This is a genomic window from Microbacterium sp. RU33B (assembly GCF_900155915.1).
Lineage (GTDB): Bacteria > Actinomycetota > Actinomycetes > Actinomycetales > Microbacteriaceae > Microbacterium.
Genome location: NZ_FTPO01000002.1, coordinates 231,328 through 253,146, shown reverse-complemented (window position 1 = coordinate 253,146; position 21,819 = coordinate 231,328). Strand labels below are relative to the sequence as shown.

Annotated in this window: 19 protein-coding genes; 9 read left to right on the top strand and 10 right to left on the bottom strand. The window is 69.0% G+C overall.

Annotation, left to right across the window (positions count from 1 at the left end; translation table 11 throughout):
- Positions 1-116 precede the first annotated feature (116 nt).
- From B0B14_RS10845 to B0B14_RS10815, 7 genes are all read right to left on the bottom strand, one after another.
- Positions 117-1,811 (bottom strand): GMC family oxidoreductase, encoded by a 1,695-nt coding sequence (locus tag B0B14_RS10845; RefSeq protein ID WP_076681610.1) that lies wholly within the window; start codon positions 1,809-1,811, stop codon positions 117-119.
- Positions 1,808-3,622 (bottom strand): aldehyde dehydrogenase family protein, encoded by a 1,815-nt coding sequence (locus B0B14_RS10840; RefSeq protein WP_083710554.1) that lies wholly within the window; start codon positions 3,620-3,622, stop codon positions 1,808-1,810. The genes B0B14_RS10845 and B0B14_RS10840 overlap by 4 nt, the downstream gene beginning before the upstream one ends.
- 94 nt (positions 3,623-3,716) lie before the next feature.
- Positions 3,717-5,153: an MFS transporter gene (locus B0B14_RS10835; RefSeq protein ID WP_076682659.1), complete on the bottom strand. Its 1,437-nt coding sequence runs from the start codon at positions 5,151-5,153 to the stop codon at positions 3,717-3,719.
- 127 nt (positions 5,154-5,280) lie between these two features.
- Positions 5,281-6,525 (bottom strand): kynureninase, encoded by a 1,245-nt coding sequence (locus tag B0B14_RS10830; RefSeq protein ID WP_076681608.1) that lies wholly within the window; start codon positions 6,523-6,525, stop codon positions 5,281-5,283.
- Complete coding sequence (locus B0B14_RS10825; RefSeq protein WP_076681605.1) at positions 6,515-7,486, bottom strand: amidohydrolase family protein; 972 nt, start codon at positions 7,484-7,486, stop codon at positions 6,515-6,517. Before B0B14_RS10825 ends, B0B14_RS10830 begins: the two co-directional genes overlap by 11 nt.
- Positions 7,483-8,361, bottom strand: a complete 879-nt coding sequence (gene kynA / locus B0B14_RS10820) for a tryptophan 2,3-dioxygenase (protein WP_256714363.1) — start codon at positions 8,359-8,361, stop codon at positions 7,483-7,485. Before kynA ends, B0B14_RS10825 begins: the two co-directional genes overlap by 4 nt.
- 33 nt (positions 8,362-8,394) lie before the next feature.
- Entirely contained in the window at positions 8,395-8,658 is a 264-nt protein-coding gene (locus tag B0B14_RS10815) for a glutaredoxin family protein (RefSeq protein ID WP_076681599.1), read from the bottom strand.
- A 149-nt stretch (positions 8,659-8,807) separates the two neighbouring features.
- On the opposite strand from B0B14_RS10815, the gene B0B14_RS10810 reads away from it, so the two are divergent.
- From B0B14_RS10810 to B0B14_RS10790, 5 genes are all read left to right on the top strand, one after another.
- Positions 8,808-9,872, top strand: a complete 1,065-nt coding sequence (locus B0B14_RS10810; RefSeq protein WP_076681594.1) for an ABC transporter substrate-binding protein — start codon at positions 8,808-8,810, stop codon at positions 9,870-9,872.
- Entirely contained in the window at positions 9,869-10,633 is a 765-nt protein-coding gene (locus tag B0B14_RS10805) for an ABC transporter ATP-binding protein (RefSeq protein WP_076681591.1), read from the top strand. The genes B0B14_RS10810 and B0B14_RS10805 overlap by 4 nt, the downstream gene beginning before the upstream one ends.
- Entirely contained in the window at positions 10,630-11,496 is an 867-nt protein-coding gene (locus B0B14_RS10800; protein WP_076681589.1) for an ABC transporter permease, read from the top strand. Before B0B14_RS10805 ends, B0B14_RS10800 begins: the two co-directional genes overlap by 4 nt.
- A gap of 76 nt (positions 11,497-11,572) precedes the next feature.
- Positions 11,573-12,025 (top strand): RrF2 family transcriptional regulator, encoded by a 453-nt coding sequence (locus B0B14_RS10795; RefSeq protein ID WP_076681587.1) that lies wholly within the window; start codon positions 11,573-11,575, stop codon positions 12,023-12,025.
- Positions 12,026-12,105: 80 nt separating this feature from the next.
- Positions 12,106-13,251 carry a glycosyltransferase gene (locus B0B14_RS10790; RefSeq protein WP_076681582.1) on the top strand — a complete coding sequence of 382 codons (1,146 nt, stop codon included), beginning with the start codon at positions 12,106-12,108 and terminating at the stop codon, positions 13,249-13,251.
- Positions 13,252-13,264: 13 nt separating this feature from the next.
- Here the strand turns inward: B0B14_RS10790 and cysN are convergent, their stop codons facing one another.
- From cysN to B0B14_RS10775, 3 genes are read right to left on the bottom strand one after another with little or no spacing between them, the layout of a single operon-like run.
- On the bottom strand, positions 13,265-14,509 hold the full coding sequence (gene cysN / locus B0B14_RS10785; RefSeq protein ID WP_076681578.1) for a sulfate adenylyltransferase subunit CysN: 1,245 nt from the start codon (positions 14,507-14,509) through the stop codon (positions 13,265-13,267).
- On the bottom strand, positions 14,509-15,429 hold the full coding sequence (gene cysD, locus B0B14_RS10780) for a sulfate adenylyltransferase subunit CysD (RefSeq protein ID WP_076681577.1): 921 nt from the start codon (positions 15,427-15,429) through the stop codon (positions 14,509-14,511). The genes cysN and cysD overlap by 1 nt, the downstream gene beginning before the upstream one ends.
- A complete protein-coding gene (locus tag B0B14_RS10775; RefSeq protein WP_179085310.1) occupies positions 15,429-16,184 on the bottom strand; it encodes a 3'(2'),5'-bisphosphate nucleotidase CysQ in 756 nt (251 codons plus the stop codon). The genes cysD and B0B14_RS10775 overlap by 1 nt, the downstream gene beginning before the upstream one ends.
- A 191-nt stretch (positions 16,185-16,375) precedes the next feature.
- On the opposite strand from B0B14_RS10775, the gene B0B14_RS10770 reads away from it, so the two are divergent.
- The 4 genes from B0B14_RS10770 (at position 16,376) to B0B14_RS10755 (ending at position 21,718) form a co-directional block, all read left to right on the top strand.
- Entirely contained in the window at positions 16,376-17,419 is a 1,044-nt protein-coding gene (locus tag B0B14_RS10770; protein WP_076681575.1) for a sulfite exporter TauE/SafE family protein, read from the top strand.
- Entirely contained in the window at positions 17,416-18,597 is a 1,182-nt protein-coding gene (gene cysC, locus B0B14_RS10765) for an adenylyl-sulfate kinase (protein ID WP_083710553.1), read from the top strand. Before B0B14_RS10770 ends, cysC begins: the two co-directional genes overlap by 4 nt.
- A 145-nt stretch (positions 18,598-18,742) precedes the next feature.
- Positions 18,743-20,239, top strand: a complete 1,497-nt coding sequence (locus B0B14_RS10760; RefSeq protein ID WP_083710552.1) for a carbohydrate binding domain-containing protein — start codon at positions 18,743-18,745, stop codon at positions 20,237-20,239.
- A 45-nt stretch (positions 20,240-20,284) separates the two neighbouring features.
- On the top strand, positions 20,285-21,718 hold the full coding sequence (locus B0B14_RS10755; protein ID WP_083710551.1) for a Wzz/FepE/Etk N-terminal domain-containing protein: 1,434 nt from the start codon (positions 20,285-20,287) through the stop codon (positions 21,716-21,718).
- Positions 21,719-21,819 lie beyond the last annotated feature (101 nt).

Here is a 21,819-nt window from a genome sequence, read left to right as displayed (position 1 = left end):
AGTGGAGACGGCTCGCCTCGTCGAGGATGTAGGAGACACGCCGCCGGTGAACGACGCTGAGGCTGCACACGACTGGTTCTCCTACGGTTCTGGACAGCAGACCGCCCGTCCGCCCGTCAGAAAGTGGGCTGTTCGCCTGCTCCGCGCACGAGGTCTGCAGCGACTTCGCCGATGACGATCGCGGGGGCATTGGTGTGGCCGCGGATCACGGTGGGCATCACCGAGGCATCCGCGACCCGCAGACCGCGCACGCCGCGCACCCTCAGCGACGGGTCGACGACGGATGCCTCGTCCTCCCCCATGCGTGCCGTACCGACCGGGTGGTAGAGCGTGTGCGAGTACCGGCGAAGCGAGAGCTCGGCCCGCTCGAGCGGCGTCATTTCCTCCCCGCCGTCGGGCTGCACCCACGAACCGGTCGTGACCCTGCGGAGCGCATCGGTGGCGATGAGTCGCTCGCACTCGGCGAGACCGGCCAGGATCGTCGCCTCGTCGATCCCGTCGGGATCGGTCAGGTACGCCGGATCGATGACGGCCTTCGCCCACGGGTCGGCCGATGCGAGCCGGATCGTTCCGCGACTGCGCGGACGCAGCAGGATCGCCCCCACGGTGATGCCCTCGGCGGGAAGCGGCACGAGGCCCTCGCCCACATACGGAGCCGCGGCGAAGATGATCTCGATGTCGGGGAGGTCGCCCGGGACGCCGGCCCGATCGGCCATGGCCGTGCGTACGAATCCGTACGCCTCGGCGACGTTCGACGACAGCATGCCCTTGCGCCCCGTGAGGTAGCGCACGAGCTGTGCGGGCGTCTCGGCGCCGTAGAGGGTGCCGGGCACGGCACCCGGAGCCAGGCCGGAGACGAGGTGGTCCTGCAGGTTCTCACCGACGCCGGGAGAGTCGACCACGACCGGGATGCCGTGCTCCTCGAGGTGGGCGGCGGGACCGATGCCCGACAGCATGAGCACCTGCGGAGTGTTGATCGCGCCGCCGCAGAGGATCACTTCGCGGTGCGCGACGGCGTGCCGGGTGATCCCGTCGATGTCGACGTAGACGCCGGTCGCCCGGGGCTGATCCGGGGTCCCCGAGTCCGCCCCCGCCGCGGTCCCCGAATCCGCCCCCGCCCCCGTCGAAGGGTCGAACGTCACGCGACGGACGAGCGCGCCCGTCACGATCCGCAGGTTGCGACGCCGCCGCGCAGGCCGAAGGTAGGCATCCGCCGTCGAGGCGCGTGCGCCGCGCGTCGTCGAGGTCATCGTCTGCGAGAACCCCTGGCCCTCGGGGAGGTTCGCCGACGTGACCCGGTGTCCGGCCTCGCGGGCGGCCTCGAGGAAGGCCGCGGTGTGCCGTCGGGGGTCGCGCTGGCGCTCGACCGACTGCGCGCCGTCGGTGCCCTGCGTGTCGTCCGCCGCGTCCTCCGTGCGCTCTACCCGCCGGAAGTACGGCACGAGCGACTTCCATGACCAGCGGTCGCCCGCGGTCTCGGCCCACTCGTCGTAGTCGGCCGCGAAGCCGCGCACCCACATCATCGCGTTGAGCGACGACGATCCGCCCAGCGTCTTGCCGCGCGGCCAGAACACCGTGCGACCGCCGAGTCGCTCCTGCGGCACGGTGTCGTAGTTCCAGTCGTACTCGCCGCGGAACAGCTTCGAGAAGGCGGCGGGCACGTGCAGCTCGAGGGCCTTGTCGGGACCGCCGGCCTCGAGCAGCAGCACCGAGACCGTCGGGTCTTCGCTCAGCCGCGCGGCGAGGGCCGCGCCCGCCGAGCCCGCGCCGACGACGATGTAGTCGGCGGCGAGATCGCGCGGGGCGCTCATGCGCGGAACGCCTGGGTGAACGTCGCGACGAGCTTCGCCCAGTTGCCGTCGATCCGGAAGCGGGTGAGTCCTTCGCTGACGGCGGCCCCCGTGCGGGACGTGACGAACCAGGGCGGCTTGGGGAGCACCGAGCCCTTCGACAGGCTCCGGGAGCGGAGGACGGTCGGGACGTTGCGCGGGAACGGGCGGAACGGCCCGCGCGTGATGGAGCGCTCGACGCCGGAGAGCAGCAGGGCGTTGTGCACGATGCCGATGCCGCTCTGCACGTCTTCGCGTGTGCCGCCGGGGAAGCCGCCCCAGGTCAGGTTCGGGGTCAGGAACGCGAACGCGGTCCAGGAGTTGATCGAGATCGCCCCGTACCTCAGGGCGGCGATCGCCCGCTCGAATCCGCCGCCCAGGGCGTCTTCGGTGACGGGGTCGATCAGCAGGTTCGCGCCGAGCGTGCCCGCCAGTCGGTCGTTGGAGTACGCCACAGCGGCATCCAGGAAGAGCTGTCCGTTGCCGGGGAGTTCGACGACGCCGAGCACGGGCGCGAAGTACTCGGTGGTCTCGAGTGCGGTCGCGTCATCGCCCTGCTCCAGCTCGACGATCGCGCGCGTGCCGTCGGCGCCCCACCGGGCGGACGGATACGCCGCGGCGGCGTCGGCGAGCTTCTCGCCGCTCTTCGGATACCAGACCGGACGCCGGGGCGCCGCGTCGTACGCGCGCTCGAGTTCGCGCAGGAACGCGTCGCGCTGCGGCCATTCCGAGCTCAGGATGACGACCTGCCCGGCGATGCAGTTGTGACCGCTGTTGTACAGGCGCATCGTGGTGACGTGCTCGGCGTGGAAGCGCAGGTCCGCCTCGGTCCACTCGCCCGGGAGGACGATGATGGGCGAGACGCCGCCCAGTTCGGCGGTGATCGGTGTGCGCAGCTGCGGCGTGCCCGTGCGTCGGCGCTCGACCGCGTCGTCGCCGACACCCCAGACGATCGCGTCGAACGTGGGGGCGGCTCCCGTGATGTGCACGTGGTCGATGCCCGGATGCTGCGTGAGGTAGGCGCCGACCGCGCCGTCGCCGGTCGTGATGCGCACGAAGCCCGGTTCGATCAGCGGGGCGAGAGCGCGCTCGAAGACGGGCACGAGGGCGTCCTGCGTGGGGTTGACCTTGAGCAGCGCCGTGCGGTTGTGCGCGAGGAGCTCGTAGAAGACGTCGAGCACGGGGATCGAGGCCACATTGCCCGCGCCGAGCACGAGGCCGACGCCTCCCGGAGTCGTCGGGTGCAGCTGCGCGAGTCCGGCGGAGCGGCGGGCCTCGGCATCCGTCACCCCCGGCTCGAACCAGACCTCGCCCGAGTACCCCGACAGGAGCAGGCCGTCGAGGGGATCGAGCGGGAACGCGTGGGCGCGGAGCCGCCCGCCGGGGGCGGCGGAGGTGCGGACGCCGTCGAGCGGGCCGGCGCCCTGCGCGAGCTTGCCGAGCGACCGGCGGTACGCGTCGAGCGCCGTGATCGTGGCATACGGACCCGACAGCCACTCCTCTCCGCGGAGCGGATGCCCCGGGGTGAGCCCTTTCGACGTCGCGGCGACGTCGGCCCACTCCTCGGCGACGGCGCCGACCGTCGCGCGGACGCGCTCGAGCAGACGCGATCGCTGGTCGAGCGTGAGGTGCGACCAGGCGATCGCTCCCGTGCGCAGGTCGGAGATCGCCGTGTCCAGAGCGGGGGCGGATGCCGGCGCGGTCGCGGGGGTCTTCTTCGCGCGGGGCTTCTTCGGGGCGCGCGTCGCAGGCGCGGCCGGCGCGGTCTCGGGGGTCTTCGCGGTGGGCGGCACAGCGCTCTCCTTCGGGCGGTCAGCCGTGCAGACGGGATCTCAGCATACGCCGCGGCACCGGTCGTCCCGCTGGAACCGGATGCCACGGCATCCGCTACCGGGTATCGCCCTCGACGTCCGCTCGACGCAGGCGGTACCGCGAGAGCGTCAGCAGGCTGACGGCGATGAGGGCGGCGGGCACGATGCTGAAACTCAGCACGATGCCGGTGACGGCGGTCGGCGACTGCGTGACGGTCTCGCCCGCCGTCGACGACACGTAGCCGGTGAGGGCGAGGATGATCGAGAGCGTCGTCGCGCCGAGGGCGAAGCCCACGGTCTCGCCGGCGGTCCAGACACCGCTGAACGACCCCGCCTGGCCGGGTCCGGTCGTGCGCTCGTCGTGCGAGATGACGTCGGGGAGCATCGCCATCGGAAGCGATTGCATGCCCGCGTACGCGATGCCGGCGATCGCCACCGGCGCGTAGATCCAGGCTCCCGGCGCCCACACCGCCCCGACGATCGTGAGCGCCGCGACCGCGAAGGCGATGCTCGCCACGGCGAAGGTGCGCTCCTTGCCGACGCGCTTCGCGGCGACGCCCCACAGCGGTGCGGCGAGGAGGGCCGGGGCGATCAGAGCGAGGAAGAGGAGCTGGATGGCATCCTCCGACCGCAGCACCCACGTCGCGACGTACTGCGCACCGGCAAGCATGAGCCCCGTCGCGAGGGCCTGCAGCAGGAAGGTGGCGAGCAGTGCGCGGAAGGGCGCGCTGCGGCGGAGGGTGCGGATGCCGGCGGCGTAGTGGTCCCGGATGCTCGTCCGCGCGATCGCCGCGGCCCCTCCCGTCGCGTTTCCCGGTCCTCCCGTCCCGCGCCCTGAGCCTGTCGAAGGGACGACCGTCCGCCGCGCGACGGCCGTGGAGACCAGCATCCCGACCGCGATGACCACGCCCGCGATGACACCCATCACGAGGTATCCGAGCGTCGGATCGTCGGTGAGCCCGCGGAGGGCGGGGCCACCCGCGCCGAACAGGAGGATCGCGAAGGTCAGCACGACGACGCGCCACGACAGCAGGCGCGTGCGCTCGTCGTAGCTCGGGGTCAGTTCGGCGGGCAGCGCGATGTACGGCACCTGGAACAGGCTGAACGCCGTCGCCGTCAGCACGAAGGCCACGAGCACCCAGACCGCGCCGACCGTCGGGCCGAGCGCCGGCGGTGCGGCGAACGTGAGCGCGAAGAACACCGGAAGCGCGACGGCTCCGATGATCATGAGCCGTCGACGGCTGCCGTGACGGAGCAGGTCGCGATCGCTGAGGGCCCCGATCACGGGATCGATGACGACGTCCCAGATCTTCGCGACGGTGATGACGACCCCCGCCAGCAGCGCGGCCACGCCGAGGCTGTCGGTCAGGTAGTACGTCAGCACGAGCCCGGGCAGGGTCGCGAACCCGCCCGTGCCGAGCGATCCGGTGGCGTAGCGCGCGATCGTCGCGGATGACAGGCGGGTGCGGGGGGCGGCGGGCGCGTCGGGATCGCGCCGAGCAGCGTTGCTCATGCGGGCCAGCGTACTGCGGTCGACGCCGGTGGAATGCGCGGCGCCCACTGCGCACGACTCCTCACGAACGGTGCGGACGGGGCGCGCCGCGCCGGCGACGCGCCGACCATCTCCCGAGCGTGAGGAGTTACGTGCCGGAGAGGCCGCGGACGGCGCGCTCCACGGCCCGCATCCCGTCGACCACCTCGGCGAACGACGTCGACAGCGGAGACAGTCCGATGCGCAGTCCGCCGGGGTCGCGATAGTCGGGGATGACGTCGTGCTCCCACAGCCGGGCGGTCACCTCGCGCATCGACGGATGCGAGAGCGTCACATGCCCGCCGCGGAATGCGGGGTCGCGGGGAGACGCGACCGCGACGCCGAGCGGAGCCAGCAGCTCGTCGGACAGGCGCACGGCGAACTCCGTCAGCGCGGTCGACTTCGCGCGGATCGCCTCGATGCCGGCATCCGCGATCATCGCGAGCGTGTCCTGCATGGCCAGCATCCCGATGATGGGCGGGGTGCCCGACAGGAACCGGCGCATGCCGTCGGCGGGGGCGTAGACGGGCCCCATCGAGAAGACGTCGGCGGCGCCCATCCATCCCTGGATCGGCTGGGCGAGGGATGCCTGCAGCCGGCCGGCGACGTAGGCGAACGCGGGCGAGCCCGGCCCGCCGTTGAGGTACTTGTACGTGCAGCCGACCGCGAGGTCGACGCCCCACTCGTCGAGGGCGACGGGCACCGATCCGGCCGAGTGGCAGAGGTCCCAGACCGTGAGCGCGCCCGCGTCGTGCGCGATCCGCGTGAGGGTCGCGGTGTCCGCCAGGAAGCCCGAGCGGTAGGCGACCTGCGACAGCAGCACGACCGCGGTCTCGGGTCCGACGGCGGCGGCGAGCCCGTCGGCGGTGACGCCAGCCGACAGGTCGACGTCGATCCAGCGGACGCGTCCGCCCCGCTCGGCGGCGATGCCCTCGACCAGGTAGCGGTCGGTCGGGAAGTTGTCGCGGTCCACGACGATCTCGACTCGCGCGGGGTCCTCCGCGTGCCGGGCGTCGAACGCGGCGCGCAGGAGCTTGTACAGCAGCACGGTCGTCGAGTCGCCGACGACGGTCTGACCCGGCGCTGCGCCGATCACCGACCGGCCGATCTCGTCGCCGATCTCGAACGGCAGCGACATCCACGATTCGTCCCAGCCGCGGATGAGGCGCCCGCCCCACTGCTCGGCCACGAAGGCCGGAAGACGGTCAACGGTCGCCTTCGGCGGGCGCCCGAGCGAATTGCCGTCGAAGTACACGAGCGGGGTCTCCGAGCCCACGAAGCGGTCGCGGAAGCCGTGGAGCGGATCGGCGGCGTCGAGGCGCTGCGCCTCGGCGTCCCAGGGGTCAGGTGTCATCGCGGAGGAGCTCCTCGTCGGGGACGACGGTGGCGCGCGCCAGCCACGCGGGAACGTCGTCGAGTGTCGTGGGGATGTCGCCGGGAACGAAGGTCGCGATGCCGTGCGCGCGGTGGTCGAGCGGCCACGGGTCGGTCAGGGCGGCGATCAGGGCGGAGCCCCGGATGCCGGCGGCGTCGAGCGCCGAGAGCTCGTCGCGCTGGATGCCGACGTCGCGGTCGCCGTTGCCGAGATCCGTGCCGTAGAGCACGCGCCCCCCGGCATTCGCGAAGCCGGCGAGGTTGCGGGTCGCGCGTGCGCGGTCGGAGTCGTCGTGGATCGACAGCGTCGAGATCCACACCTGCCCGAGTGCCACCGCCTCTGCCGCGACCGCCTCCGGCACCGTCTCGCTGTACGGGGTGTGGGCGAGGGCGGAGACACCCGCGTCGAGCGCCCGTCGCGTCATCCCGTCCCCCTCCACGTGCGCGACGACCGGCAGGGAGTGCCCGTCGGCGGCTCGGACCACGGCGGCGAGCACGACGGCATCGAGCACCGGACCGGCGTCCGCGTTGAGGGCGACCTTGACGACGGATGCCCCGAAGGCCGCCTGCTCGTCGACCGCTGTGGCGGCGCCTCCGGAGACGCCGGGATGCAGCGAGGCATCCGTCACCTCCCGGGAGATCGCGGTCGGCGCCCACGAGCGGCCGACCGGGTAGCCGCCGGGCGCCGTGAGGAAGGCTCCGGCATATGCCACGTGCGGCATGGCACCCTTCGGCAGCTGCGCGAGCGCGACGGGATCGCCGCCGAGGTCGACCACACCGGCGATGCCGCCCTCGGCCAGTGCGTGCGCGTCGATGAGGTGCAGGTGCACGTGATGGTCGACGAAAGGCGGAAGGGCGACGCCGTGCTCGCCCGTGAGAGCGCGACGGCAGGGCGTGGCATCCGCCCCGACGAGATGGCGCAGGGCGGATGCGTCGATCACGGCGTCTCCCGGTGCGGACTGTCGCGGATCTCGGTCCGCACCGAGAAGAGCTCGGGGAAGAACGTGAGGCTCAGCGCGCGCTGGAGGAACGGCACGCCGCTCGAGCCGCCCGTGCCCGTCTTGAAGCCGATGATCCGCTCGACCGTCTTGAGGTGCCGGAACCGCCAGAACTGGAAGTTGTCCTCCAGATCGACCAGCTCCTCGCACGTCTCGTACGCGGCCCAGTTCGCCTGCGGGTCCTCGTAGATCGCCGTGAGGACCGGCACGAGCTCGGGGGTGAACTCCCACGCCTTCGTGACGTCGCGGTCGAGCACCGCCTCCGGGATCGCGTAACCCGAGCGGGCGAGCATCCGCAGGAACTCGTCGTACAGACTCGGCGCCGTCAGCGCCGCGGAGACGAGGGCGTGGGTGGCCGGGTCGCCCTCGAACACCTTCAGCATCGCGGCGTTCTTGTTGCCGAGCGTGAACTCGACCGCGCGGTACTGCGCGGACTGGAACCCGCTCGCATTGCCGAGCACACCGCGGAACTGCGCGTACTCGGCGGGCGTCAGCGTCGCGAGCACCGACCACTGCTCGGTCAGCGTCTTCTGGATGTGCTTGACCCGCGCGATGCACTTCAGCGCGGGGGCCAGCTGATCGGCGCGGAGGTAGGCGCACGCCGCCCCGAGCTCGTGGAGCACGAGCTTGAGCCACAGCTCGGTGGTCTGATGCTGCACGATGAACAGCAGTTCGTCGGGGTGCTCCGGATCCGACAGCGGATGCTGCGCGGAGAGCAGCGTGTCGAGCTCGAGGTAGCCCCCGTAGCTCATGCGGTCGGTGAAGTCGGTGACGACCGACCCTTCGATCGTGCGGGTGTTGTGCTCGACGCCGTCCACGAGCCTCAGCCTACTGAGCGGCGTCGACGCGCATCAGATGAGGGCGAGCTCGCGGAGCTTCGTCTCGACGTCGGCGTTCGACGGCTCGACGTGGTGGCTGGCATCCGGGTACACGACGACGGGGATGTTGGTGCGTCCGGAGATCTCGCGCGCGACGTCGGCGGCCTCGGGCACGGCGACGAGATCGACGTACTCGTACGCGATGCCGAGCTCGTCGAGCTGCTTCTTCGTGCGGACGCAGTCGCGGCACCAGTCGGCGCCGAACATCGTGATGGTGGGGGAGTCGTTCGAAGTCATGACTCCATTGTCGTGGACGGATGCTGGGGGGAGGGTGGACGGCTCTGTGTCGCCCGAAGACTACTATCCCTATAAACCACACCAAATCTGTGGTATTAATTCCCTATACATTCGAACCGGCTTGGGGGCCGGAGACTGGGGATTCACGAATGCGTTCATTCCGCATGCTCGCCGTGGCGGCTGTCGCCATCGGCGCTTTCACACTCTCGGCGTGCGCCGGGGGCACCACCGAGCCGGCCGCGGGGGCGGCCGAGGAGGACGGTCTGTCGGTCGACACCGTCAGGATCGGCTACTTCCCGAACGTGACGCACGCGCCCGCCATCATCGGGCTCGCCGACGGTCAGTTCCAATCGTCGTTCGGCGACGACGTCACCATCGAGACCGCGACGTTCAACTCGGGCACCGAGGAGATCGAGGCGCTGTTCGCCGGAGGCATCGACATCGGCTTCATCGGCCCGAGCCCGACGGTCACCGGCTGGCAGAAGAGCAACGGCCAGGCGCTCCACGTCATCGCGGGCGCAGCCGCCAACGGCGCCGCGCTCGTCGTGCGCGAAGGGATCGACACGCCCGCCGACCTCGAGGGCATGACCATCGCCACGCCGAGCCTCGGCAACACGCAGGACGTCGCCGCACGCCACTGGCTGAAGGAGGAGGGCTTCTCCACCGATACGGAAGGCGGCGGCGACGTCCAGATCCAGCCGCAGGACAACGCGACGGCCCTCACCGCACTGCAGATCGGCGACATCGACGGCGCCTGGGTTCCGGAGCCGTGGGCCACCCGCATGGTGGAGGAAGCGGGCGCCCACGTGCTCGTGAACGAGCCCGACCTGTGGGAGGGCGGCCAGTTCGTCACCACGAACGTCATCGTCCGCACGCAGTTCCTCCAGGAGCACCCCGACGCCGTGGAGGCGTTCCTCGCGGGCCTCCTCGACACGATCGACAGCATCGAGGCAGACCCGGCTGCGGCGCAGGCGACCGTCGCCACGGAGATCGGGAAGATCTCCGGGTCCACGCCCAAGGCCGACCAGCTCGCGAAGGCGTGGGAGAACGTCGTGTTCACCGCCGATCCGCTGCCGGCGACCCTCCGGGAGCAGGCGCAGCACGCGATCGACCTCGGGCTCCTCGAGGAGACCGATCTGGACGGCCTCTACGTGCTCGACCCCCTCAACGCGCTGCTGAAGGAGCGCGGCGAGAACACGGTGGACGACGAATGAGCACCTCGACGGCACCTGCCGCCGTCCGCATCGAGCACCTCTCGATGCGGTACGGCCGCTCCCCGGTCCTCGCCCTCTCGGATGTCGACATGGTCGTGCACGAAGGTGAGTTCGTCTGCTTCCTGGGTCGTTCGGGATGCGGCAAGAGCACGCTCCTGTCACTCGTGGCCGGACTGGAGGAGCCCACCGCCGGGACGATCGACCACGGCGGCCGCCGTGTCGGGATGATGTTCCAGGACTCCGGGCTCTTCCCGTGGCTCACCGTCCAGGGCAACATCGAGCTCGCGCTGCGGCTCTCGGGGGTTCCCCGGTCGACGTGGAGCGCTCGCGTCGCCGAGCTCCTCGACGTCGTGCGCCTGCCGGGCGTGCAGAAGAAGCGACCCCACGAGCTCTCCGGCGGCATGCGCCAGCGGGTCGCCCTCGCCCGCACGCTCGCCCAGGACTGCCAGGTCCTGCTCATGGACGAGCCCTTCGCCGCGCTCGATGCGATCACCCGCGACGCGATGCACGACGAGATCGAGCGGATCGCCGCGGAGCGGGCGCTCACCGTCCTCTTCGTCACGCACAACGTGCGCGAGGCGGTGCGACTGGGCGACCGCGTGATCCTGATGCAGCCCGGCCCCGGTCGGGTGGCGAGCGAGCTCGACGTCGAACTGGCGCGACCGCGCCGCATGGACGATGCGGAGATCGCGGTGCGTGCCGCCTACCTCCACGATCTGCTCGATGAGCAGGCCGGATCGAAAGAGGAGAAGGCAGCATGACCGCCGTCGTCGAACGTCCGACCACCCCGCCGGTGAAGACTCCGGCCGTGGTCGTGAAGGAGCGGCGCGGGACGCCGCTGGGCCGGAGGATCTGGGCGAAGTCGTGGCCGCCGCTGCTGGCGGTCGCGATCGTCCTCGTCGCCTGGCAGGCGCTGGTGCTCGCGGGAGTCAAGCCGTCGTACGTGCTCCCCGACCCGCTCACCGTCATCACCCGCCTGGGCGAGCTCGCCACCGAGCCCTCGTTCTGGGTGGGCGTGGCGACCACGATGACCCGCGCGGTCTTCGGCTTCGCCGTCGCCCTCGTGATCGGCACGGTCCTCGGTGCCGCCGTCGCCCGGTCGCGCATCCTGCGGTCGGCGATCGGCGCCCTGCTGTCGGGCCTGCAGACCATGCCCTCGATCGCGTGGTTCCCCCTCGCGATCCTGTTCTTCGGGCTCACCGAGCAGGCGATCCTGTTCGTCATCGTCCTCGGGGCGGCGCCGTCGATCGCGAACGGCCTCATCTCGGGCATCGACGACGTGCCGCCGTCGCTGCTGCGTGCGGGTCACACGCTCGGCGCGCGCGGATTCCAGATGCTCCGCTTCGTGATCCTGCCCGCGGCCCTGCCGACCTACGTCGCGGGCCTGAAGCAGGGCTGGGCGTTCGCGTGGCGTTCGCTGTTGGCGGGCGAGCTGCTCGTGACGATCTCGCAGGTGACGGCGCTCGGCGTGCTCCTCTCGAACGCCCGCAGCTTCGCGGACGCCCCGACGCTGCTGGCCGTCATGATCGTGATCCTCATCATCGGGATGCTCGTCGACGGCGTCTTCTCGTCGATCGCCAACGGCATCCGACGGCGGCGCGGGCTCGGCTCCGTGCGGCTCTGAGCCCTCACGCCCTCGACTCCGCCCGCTCGGTCGCTCCGACTAGAGTGGGCGGAGATCGTCGGGGCGGTGATGCAGAGTGCAGATCACAGCACGCGCAGACTACGCAGTCCGCGCGCTCGCTGAGCTGGCGGCGCGCACCGGGAGTGCCACGCGGGTCGAGCTCGCGGAGGCGCAGGACATCCCGGCGAAGTTCCTCGAAGCGATCCTCAGCGACCTGAAGAAGGCCGGCATCGTGGTGGCGCTGCGCGGCTCCGGAGGCGGGTACGTCCTGGCGCGTCCGGCCGAGACGGTGTCGATCGCGGATGTCGTCCGCGCCGTCGACGGCCCGCTCGCGGCCGTCCGGGGGCTGGCGCCCGAAGCGATGCGCTACGACGGCCCGGCCGAACCTCTGCGCGATGTGTGGGTCGCGCTCCGCGCCAGCATCCGGGCCGTCCTCGAGAGCGTCACGATCGCCGATCTCGTCGCAGGACGACTCCCGACCGAAGTGCAGACCCTTCTCGACGTCGACGACGCGTACCGCAGACGCTGACGCCCCGGACGCGCGCCGCTCCCGGATTCGCGTGAAACGATGGACGTCACACGGAACTGACGCTCAGCCGGACACAGGACATGCAACTCACCATCATCGTGCCCACCTTCAACGAGGCTCCCAACGTCGCGGAGCTGGTTCGGCGCGTCTGCGCAGCCGTCGACGGTGTCGATGCGGAACTCCTGTTCGTCGACGACAGCACGGATGACACGCCCGACGTCGTGCGGGAGGCCGCGCGCAGCGCCGCCATCCCTGTCCGGCTGATCCATCGCGACAGTCCGACAGGCGGGCTGGGCGGCGCGGTGCTCGAAGGCATCCGAGATGCACGGGCCGACGTCTGCGTCGTGATGGATGGCGACCTCCAGCATCCGCCTGAGAAGATCCCCGAGCTGTACGAGCGCATCCGGCAGGGGGATGTCGACGTGGTCGTGGCATCGCGGTACGTCGGCGGAGGCGCGGCGACGGGGCTCGCCGACCGAGCACGGGTGGCGGTCTCGGCCACGTCGACGGCGATCACGAAGGCGATGTTCCCGATCCGGCTGAAAGACGTCACCGACCCGATGACGGGCTTCTTCGCCGTCGACCGCTCCCGGATCGACATCGGAGGGCTCCGCCCGCGCGGCTTCAAGATCCTGCTCGAGATGCTCGCGCGCCGGAGCATGCGGGTCGCCGAAGTTCCGTTCCGCTTCGCACCGCGCCACGCCGGCGATTCGAAGGCGTCGTTCCGGCAGGGCATGCACTTCCTCGCGCAGCTGACGGCCCTGAGGTTCGGCAAGATGTCGCTGTTCGCCGTGATCGGCGGGCTCGGCGCGCTCGTCAACCTCGGGATCGTCTGGGCGCTGACGTCCTTCGGGATGCACTACCTCCCGGCGGCCGTGATCGCCGCCGAGGCCACGATCCTCGGCAACTTCGTCCTGCAGGAGCGGTTCGTCTTCCGCGACATGACGGGCGAGGCATCCGGTGTCTGGAGCCGCTTCGCGAAGTCGTTCACGTTCAACAACGTCGAGCTGCTCGTGCGCATCCCCATCGTCGCGCTGATGGTCAACACCGGCCACCTCACGGCGGTCGTGGCGACCGCCATCACCCTCGTGCTCGCGTTCATCGTGCGGTTCGTCTTCCACTCGCTGGTGGTCTACGCGCCGCGTACGCCGTCCGCCAAGAAGTCGACCGTCCGTCGGTCGCTGGAGAGCCTCGACGATCAGGCCATGGCCCCCGGCGAGCTGTAGGACGCCACCCGCGTCAGTTCTCGGTGATGAACCCCGCGCCGACGGTGCGGTTGCTCGCCTCGTCGATCAGGATGAACGATCCGGTCTGACGGTTGCGGCGATACGGGTCGACCATGAGCGGGAGCGTCGTGCGCAGCGTGACGCGTCCGATCCCGTTCAGCGGAAGCGAACCCGGCTCGGGCTCGCGCTGGAGCGAGTTGATGTCGAGCTCGTACTGGATGCCCTTCACCAGAGCGCGCACGGTGCGCGTCGTGTGCTTGAGCGCGTACTTCGCCCCGATGGTCATCGCCGTGGGGTCCATCCAGCACACCATCGCGTCGATGTCCTGCATCGCCTCCGGCTGGTTGTTGGGCCTGCTCAGCATGTCGCCGCGGGAGATGTCGACTTCGTCCTCGAGCTGGACCGTGATCGACATCGGCGGGAAGGCCTCGGTGAGCTCGCCGTCGGCGGTGCTCACGGAGCGCACCCGGCTGGGCAGACCGCTCGGAAGGGCGATGATCTCGTCGCCCGGACGGATCACGCCGCTGACGAGCTGACCCGCGAAGCCTCGGTAGTCGCCGCGGCCGTTCTGGGGCCGGATGACCGTCTGCACGGGGAAGCGCACGTCGACGAGGTTGCGGTCGCTGGCGATGTAGACGTGCTCGAGGTGGTGCAGCAGGGCGGAGCCCTCGTACCAGGGCATGTGCGCCGACCGCTCGACGACGTTGTCGCCGGTGAGGGCCGACATCGGGATCGCCGTGACGTCGGAGAAGTCGAGGCGTGCGGCGAACTCCTGGAAGTCCGCGCTGATCTCCTCGTACACGTCCTGCGACCAGTCGACGAGGTCCATCTTGTTGATGGCGAGCACGACGTGCGGGACGCGCAGCAGCGACACGATCGTCGCGTGGCGGCGGCTCTGCTCGAGCAGGCCCTTGCGGGCGTCGATCAGGATGATGGCGAGGTCCGCCGTCGAGGCGCCGGTCACCATGTTGCGCGTGTACTGGATGTGACCGGGGGTGTCCGCGATGATGAACTTCCGCAGCGGAGTCGAGAAGTAGCGGTAGGCGACATCGATCGTGATGCCCTGCTCGCGTTCGGCGCGCAGGCCGTCGGTCAGCAGAGCCAGGTCGGTGTAGGAGTCGCCGCGCTGCTCGCTCGTGCGCTCCACGGCCTCGAGCTGATCCGTGAAGATCGACTTGGAGTCGTAGAGGAGGCGCCCGATGAGCGTGCTCTTGCCGTCGTCGACGGAACCGGCCGTCGCGAATCGCAGGATGTCCATCAGAAGTACCCTTCCTTCTTGCGGTCTTCCATCGCAGCCTCGCTGACCCGGTCGTCGCCGCGGGTCGCCCCGCGCTCGGTGATGCGCGTCGATGCGACTTCCTGGACGACCTCTTCGGCCGTCTTCGCGGGGGAGAGCACGGCCGCGGTCAGGGTGGCGTCGCCGACGGTGCGGTAGCGCACCGTCTCGACGAAGGTCTCTTCGCCGGCCTTGGGCTGGCAGTGCTGGTTGACGGCCATGTACATGCCGTTGCGCAGGAAGACCTCGCGCTCGTGGGCGTAGTAGATCGAGGGGATCTCGATGCCCTCGCGCGCGATGTACTCCCAGATGTCGAGCTCGGTCCAGTTCGACAGCGGGAAGCAGCGGATGCTCTCGCCGTTGTGGATGCGGCCGTTGTAGAGCGACCACAGCTCCGGGCGCTGGTTCTTCGGGTCCCACTGGCCGAACTCGTCGCGGAACGAGAAGACGCGCTCCTTTGCGCGGGCCTTCTCCTCGTCGCGGCGCGCGCCGCCCATGAGGGCGGTGAGGCCGTGGTCTTCCGCGGTCTGGAGCAGCACGGGGGTCTGGATGCGGTTGCGCGAGCCGTTCGGCTCTTCGCGCACGCGTCCGGCGTCGATGGCGTCCTGCACCGATCCCACGATGAGGCGCACACCGAGCTCGGCCACCTTGCGATCGCGGTACTCGAGCACCTCGTCGAAGTTGTGGCCCGTGTCGACGTGCACCACCGGGAACGGAACGGATGCCGGAGCGAAGGCCTTGATCGCGAGGTGCAGCATCACGATCGAGTCCTTGCCGCCGGAGAACAGCATGGCGGGACGCTCGTTCTCCGCGACGATCTCGCGGATGATGAAGATCGCCTCCGCTTCGAGATAGTCCAGCTGGGTGAGCCCGTAACGGGGGGCGTCGGCGAATTCGCTCATCAGGATTCCCTCTCCATGAGTGCGTCGAGGCGGCGCAGCAGATCGTCCGCGAGCAGGGGATTGCAGACTACCAAGTCGGGTAGGTACGGGTTCTCGCGGTTGTACTCCAACGGGGAGCCGTCGACGCGAGACGTGAAGAGGCCGGCCGCACGCGCGACGGCGACCGGTGCGGCGGAGTCCCATTCGTACTGACCGCCGGTGTGGACGTAGGCATCCACATCGCCGCGGACGACCGCGGCGACCTTGAAGCCGGCCGACCCCATCGGAACGAGTTCGGCGTCCAGTTCTTCGGCGAGCGCCTGCACGAGCGCCGACGCACGGCTGCGCGAGACGGCGAGGCGGATGCGCGCGGGGCGCTCCCATTCCTGGGCTGCATCGGCGGCGGAGAGGACGATGTCTTCGGCGGGGAGGGACACGGCGCCGGCCGCGAGCTCGCCCCGCTCCCAGAGCGCGACGTGGACGGCCCAGTCGTGCCGGTTCTCGGAGAACTCCCGCGTTCCGTCGAGCGGATCGATGATCCACACCCGATCAGCGCTGAGGCGGGCGGAGTCGTCCGCGGCTTCCTCGGAAAGCACGGCGTCGTCCGCGCGGTGCTCGGTGAGAGCAGTCGCGAGGAACTCCTGGCTCACGCGGTCGCCGCGATCCTTCAGAGCCGCGGTTCCGATCTCGGCCGGCTCGGCCGACCTCTGCACTTCGAGGAGCCGTGCTCCCGCATCGCGCGCCAGTTCGGCTGCGAGTTCGTTGTCGTCGATCATGTCCCCCAAGGATCCGATCAGGTGTGAAGGGGATGCCGCGCACGACAGAACTGCCGAACCCGCTGCGCCCCAGCACAGCGATGGCAGAAGTACATGCCCCCAGAGCATGAGTCCCCGGCTACACCCTACAAGAGAGCGCGGCCGACGCGAACGGCGAACTGCCCTTGTGACGCTGTGGAACAATGCCAGACATGGACTGGGGCCTCATCATCGGCGCATTCGCCGTCGGCATCGTCGTCGGATTGACGGGGATGGGCGGCGGCGCGCTCATGACGCCCATGCTCGTGCTGTTCTTCGGAGTCTCTCCGCTGACGGCCGTCTCGAGCGATCTCGTCGCCAGCGCCGTCATGAAGCCCGTGGGTGGATTCGTGCACCTCCGCCGCGGAACGGTGAATCTCAAGCTCGTCGGCTGGCTCTGCGTCGGCTCCGTGCCCTCTGCGTTCGCCGGCGTGTTCGTGCTCAAGGCCCTGGGCGACGGCGAGCAGGTGCAGGAGGTCGTCAAGTACGCGCTGGGCGGTGCGATCCTCTTCACGGCGACGATGCTCATGGTGCGGGCCTATATGCGCCTGGTCGAGCGTGCGCGCTCCCGTGACGGCAAAGGCGAACCGCTCCCGCAGGAGCGACCGGAGGTGCGGGTCAGGATCATCCCGACCGTCATCCTCGGCATCGTGGGCGGCCTCATCGTCGGCATGACCTCCGTGGGGTCGGGCTCCCTCATCATCATCGGCCTCATGCTGCTCTACCCCGGCCTCAAGGCCAGTCAGCTCGTCGGCACCGACCTGGTCCAGGCCGTGCCGCTCGTCGCCTCCGCGGCGATCGCGCACGCGATGTACGGCGACCTCGACATGGGCATCTCCATCCCGCTCATCATCGGCAGCGTGCCCGGTGCGTTCATCGGAGCGCAGCTGTCCGCACGGCTGCCGGGCGGCATCATCCGGCGCGCGCTGGCCTTCGTCCTGCTCGCGTCGGGTCTCAAGCTCCTCGGCGTGAGCAACGAGATCACGGGGATCATCCTCATCTCGGCGCTCGTGCTCGGCCCGGTCGTGTGGATGCTGATCCGCCGCCACTACGGGTTCCCACCGCTGGCGAGCACGGAGTTGCGCGAAGCCCGAGCGGCCAAAGCACGTGCTCAGGCTCAGCAAAGCGGCGATCCACATGAGAAAGAAGCAGCGCCGCCACCCGGACCTGAATCAGGGGACGACTCGAGAAGACCTGCCAACGGGCCTCGATCATGACTGTGAATGTGCCTCAAGCGGTGCTGGAAGGTGAACGACTCGAAACGCTGGAGTTCCTTCTGCTGGGAATTGCGGGGGCGGACCGCTCGTACAAGCTCCCGGCCGCGGATCGCGAGGGACTCACCGCGTCCCTGAGGGTCGAGGCGGCGGTCGCCGAGACTGCCTTTTCTGCCGGTCGACTGCGCATCGCCGACCCCGACAACACTCCGCTCGCAGAACTCGTCGTCGAGGGGCACAAAGCGGATTCGGCAGGAGTGTGGCTGGCGGGACCTGTGGTGGGTCTGCGCACGCCGGAGCACGGGCCCGCACGGGGCCACAGGTTGGGCGGCCTGGACGCTTTGAGCGGGAGGGAGGTCGTCCTGTTCGGGGGTCGCCTGCGACCCGCCGATGTCGTCGCTCTCGTCGCTCACTCGGAGCCTCTCGCTTTCGTCGTGGAGGAGTCGAGCGACCGTCGGTCTTCGCTGGAGATTCTTCGTCAGCTTTCCGAATGTGCAACTCTGATGTCGGACGCGCGGATCGCGTTTCTGCCGGAGTCAGATCTCGGCTCAGGGAGTCGCGACCGAAGCATGGCCATCCTGAGCGCTGCGGGGGCGTCCTCGATCGTTGATCGGCGGCTGGCCCCGATCGAGACCTCTCAACGCGGCGCAGTGATCGTCTTCACGGGTCTCTCCGGAGCGGGAAAGTCCACGGTGGCCCGAGCCCTCGCCGACGATTTGCGCGCCGCTGGGGGTCAAGGCGTCGTGCTACTGGATGGCGATCATGTGCGTGCAGAACTGGCCTCAGAGCTGGGTTTTGGAAGGCAGGACCGCGAGCGGAACCTGAAGCGTCAGGCGTGGGTCGCCGCTCGGGTTGCGGAGGGTGGGGGGCTTGCAATATGCGCCCCCATCGCGCCGTTCACCGAGTCTCGCCTCCAGATGAGGGCGAAGGTCGAGCCGCAGTACCCGTTCATTCTCGTCCACGTTTCGACGTCGCTCGAGGTCTCCGAAGCGAGGGACCGAAAAGGCCTGTACGCAAAGGCGAGAGCCGGTCTGATCCCCGACTTCACAGGCATCGATTCTCCTTACGAAGTTCCCTCCGACGCGGATCTACAGATCGACACTTCCAACACGGAAGTTGCTGCGTGCGTAGTGAAGATTCGGGAGCTTCTCGAGGCGCGCGGCATTGTGAGAGCGGTATGAGACCCTTCTCATCGGGCCGGAAGTGACCTAGGGCTGCACATAGCCTGCACGAGGACCTCCGCGCAATAGCCGCTGGAGAGTCCGTACCCGAATTGATACACCGCTGGCCTGCTATCGGCCGCGGGATCCTTGCCCGAGGAGATCCATGCATAGTGCCCATCATCGCGCGCCCAGAACCTGGCGTCTCCATACAGCGGTCCTCACCGCAGTCCTGCTCGTCCTCACCCTGACCCCGCTTGCTTCCGCCCAGGCTGCAACCTCTGCGCCCGGTGAACTCGTCGTGAACGGCGATTTCTCGAAGGGCTCGCAGGGTTGGCGGGTCAATAAGCCGGCTGCGCACTCGCTCGGAGTTGAGAGCGTGGGACCGAACGGTTCCGCTGCCGCTGTCCTGCGTACATCCGACCTCTCGACCGTCGTCCTGAATGACGCCCTCGACTCTGTGAAGAACGCCGCGAAGGGCACGAGCTACACGTTGTCGGCCTGGGTGCGGGCCGACAAACCGAACGCCGTGGCGTCGGTGAAGGCACGCGAAAGCGCAGCCGGGGGGAGTTACACGCATGAGAAGCGGGTGAAGCTCTCCAGCACATCGTGGACGCAGATCACGCTGGAGTTCACCACGCGATTCGCCGGTTCCACGCTCGACATCAATGTTCTCTTCTGGGGATACCAGAGCAGGTCCTTGCTGAGTGTCGACTCGGTCTCACTCGTCGATGCCACCGCGGTCGTCCCCCCGGTCGAGCCTGCCCCTCCTACTCAGCCCGTGCCCCCGACAAATCCTGAGCCCGGGCTGCCCGCCCAACCGGGAACGCCGGAGAAGTGCACGAGACCCGCTCCTACGGGCACTCAGTTCGGCTCGAGTATCTCCACGGGCAGTCAATCGCATGCTCAGGCGTTGGCTGAGGTTGACGGACTATTCGGAAAGCTCCCGATCGTCCGCGTGTTCGACCCCGGGATGCCTTTCGCGTGGACGCACTCGCGTGCTCCGATGATTGCGGGCCGCGATCTGGTCCTCTCGTTCCGTCCTATGCCTCAAGACGTCCTGTCTGGCAAGCACGACGCAGAGTTCCGCCGCTGGTTCACGGAGGCTCCCGCGGATGTCACCATCTACTGGAGTTACATCCACGAGCCGGAACCGATGATCGACCAGGGGAAGTTCACCGCTGATCAGTACCGTCGCGCATGGCAGCGCATCGACGCCATCGCGGATGAGGTGTGCAAGAAGAACATGTACCCGACTTTGATCCTGACGCAGTGGACGACTGTGGCCGCGTCAAAGAGGGACTGGCGCACCTACTATCCCGGTGCAGACGTCATCGATGTGATGGCGTTCGATCCGTACAACGGTGTCCACGACCCGACACGCGACTACTACGCATCCCCTGCCGACCTCTTCGACTCGGTCGTGCGCGTCGCACAATCTGCCGGCAAGCCCTACGCCATCGCCGAGACGGGGTCACGCAAGATCCCCAGCGACGCGACCGGAAGCAAACGCGCAGAATGGCTCAACGCTGTGGCGGACTACAGCAGGAAGAACGGAGCCCTCTTCGTGACGTATTTCCACTCCACGCGGGATGCGGACTGGCGCCTTCTCGACGGACCCTCGAAAGAGGCGTGGCGCCAGGCGGTGCTCTCGTCCCGCTGACCACCACATGCTGAAGGCCCGCTCGGCACCGAGCGGGCCTTCAGCATGTGGTCCGTTAGAATTGCGGTTCGTGCTTTGGGGGAAACGCAGATGACAGACGTACGCGGCGCGCAGTCGTCGATCGACCTCGGACGATATTGGTCCGCCGTGGTTTCTCGTTGGCCCATGATTCTCGCGACTACAGGTGCGGGACTCCTTGCCGCGGCGGTCTACCTGGTGGCTGTGCCGCAAACGTACATCGCGACGACCACCGTCGCCGTGTTTCCGATCTCGTCCGACCCTTATGCTTCCAACCGAAATGCATCCAACATCCTCGACATGACGGCGGAGGCGGTCACCGCCTCCTCATTCAAAGTCGCGAACCTTGCTGTCGAGAGTTTGGGCGAGCAGTGGAACGCCAGCGAACTGAGAAAGAGCACAACGGTATCCGCTGGCGCTGACAGCACGACGATGACGATCGCCGTCAGCGCTGACCGTGAATCTCGCGCTCGGGACGGCGCTGGAGCGCTCGCGGAGGCCTACCTCACCGCGCGGTCGGACCAAGCCGCAGCTAGCATCGACAGCGTCGTGCAGAGGGACCGGGATCGCATCGGGGATCTTCGCCAGCAGCTTACGACGGCCATCGAACGACTGTCCGTGGAGCCTCCCGGTAGCCCGGCCGCTTCTGAGGCCAGTGCTGATCAGCAGATCCTGAACCTTCAGATCGCAGCTCTGCTATCACGGATCAGCTCTCTCGAAGGTGTGGACACGACCGGTGGATCGGTTCTCAATCCTGCATCCATGACAATCGTGGCGGTCGAGCCGTCCCGCACACTCGCGCTAGCGTCCGGTGTTGCCGCCGGCTTTGCGGTCGGTGTGATCGCCGCATTCGTCACGCACTCGCGGCGCAAGACGGTGCGCGGCGCCAGTGACCTCGTCCGGGATCTCGAGGTAGACGTCCTGGGATCCTGGGACAAGCCCGCGGACGCCATGGGCGCGATCGAGGTTGCCACTCAACGGCTTCTTCGAGTGGCTAGTGTGCACGAAGCTCGATCGATCGCTTTCGTCTACGAACGCGGAGCCGAGTGGCCTTCGCCCCTCGCGGCCACATGCGCCACCCTCTTCCGAGACAACGGAGTGGAGACCACGGTGGTCTTGGCGGACTCCGCTGGCGCAGCGACGCCCGGGGTCCTCCAGCTCGTGCATGTGCCCCCCACCACACGCACCGCCGACAAACTGGCGGCCCTTCGCGTATCCGACCTCGTTGTCGTTGTGGTCGCCAGAGCGGTGACCCGTATCGCCGATATCCAGGCGACTCTGGAGGCTGCCGACGAGATGGATGCCCGGGTCGTTGGCGCTCTTCTCACGCCAAGGGTTCCGGAGGACACGACAGGCCCGGCCCCGCAATCGGAGCCAGCGGATAACGTCGGGAACGCGTCGCAGGCAGCTCCGAAGCGAGAGAGAGTTGCGCGAGACGCTCGATCCGTCGACGCAGGTTGACAACTAGGGCCATCACCTGCGATTATTCGCTGAGCGCCAGGTGCACGTGTGGGACGTGCGCCAATGGGGAAGTTCCGATTGGAACAGGCGCAAGTGCGACG

Coding starts and splice junctions, on each gene's coding strand:
- B0B14_RS10845 (WP_076681610.1), bottom strand. CDS start 1,811: ATGAGCGCCCCGCGCGATCTCGCCGCCGACTACATCGTCGTCGGCGCG.
- B0B14_RS10835 (WP_076682659.1), bottom strand. CDS start 5,153: ATGAGCAACGCTGCTCGGCGCGATCCCGACGCGCCCGCCGCCCCCCGC.
- B0B14_RS10830 (WP_076681608.1), bottom strand. CDS start 6,525: ATGACACCTGACCCCTGGGACGCCGAGGCGCAGCGCCTCGACGCCGCC.
- B0B14_RS10815 (WP_076681599.1), bottom strand. CDS start 8,658: ATGACTTCGAACGACTCCCCCACCATCACGATGTTCGGCGCCGACTGG.
- B0B14_RS10810 (WP_076681594.1), top strand. CDS start 8,808: ATGCGTTCATTCCGCATGCTCGCCGTGGCGGCTGTCGCCATCGGCGCT.
- B0B14_RS10805 (WP_076681591.1), top strand. CDS start 9,869: ATGAGCACCTCGACGGCACCTGCCGCCGTCCGCATCGAGCACCTCTCG.
- B0B14_RS10800 (WP_076681589.1), top strand. CDS start 10,630: ATGACCGCCGTCGTCGAACGTCCGACCACCCCGCCGGTGAAGACTCCG.
- B0B14_RS10790 (WP_076681582.1), top strand. CDS start 12,106: ATGCAACTCACCATCATCGTGCCCACCTTCAACGAGGCTCCCAACGTC.
- cysN (WP_076681578.1), bottom strand. CDS start 14,509: ATGGACATCCTGCGATTCGCGACGGCCGGTTCCGTCGACGACGGCAAG.
- cysD (WP_076681577.1), bottom strand. CDS start 15,429: ATGAGCGAATTCGCCGACGCCCCCCGTTACGGGCTCACCCAGCTGGAC.
- B0B14_RS10775 (WP_179085310.1), bottom strand. CDS start 16,184: ATGATCGACGACAACGAACTCGCAGCCGAACTGGCGCGCGATGCGGGA.
- B0B14_RS10770 (WP_076681575.1), top strand. CDS start 16,376: ATGGACTGGGGCCTCATCATCGGCGCATTCGCCGTCGGCATCGTCGTC.
- cysC (WP_083710553.1), top strand. CDS start 17,416: ATGACTGTGAATGTGCCTCAAGCGGTGCTGGAAGGTGAACGACTCGAA.
- B0B14_RS10760 (WP_083710552.1), top strand. CDS start 18,743: ATGCATAGTGCCCATCATCGCGCGCCCAGAACCTGGCGTCTCCATACA.
- B0B14_RS10755 (WP_083710551.1), top strand. CDS start 20,285: ATGTGGTCCGTTAGAATTGCGGTTCGTGCTTTGGGGGAAACGCAGATG.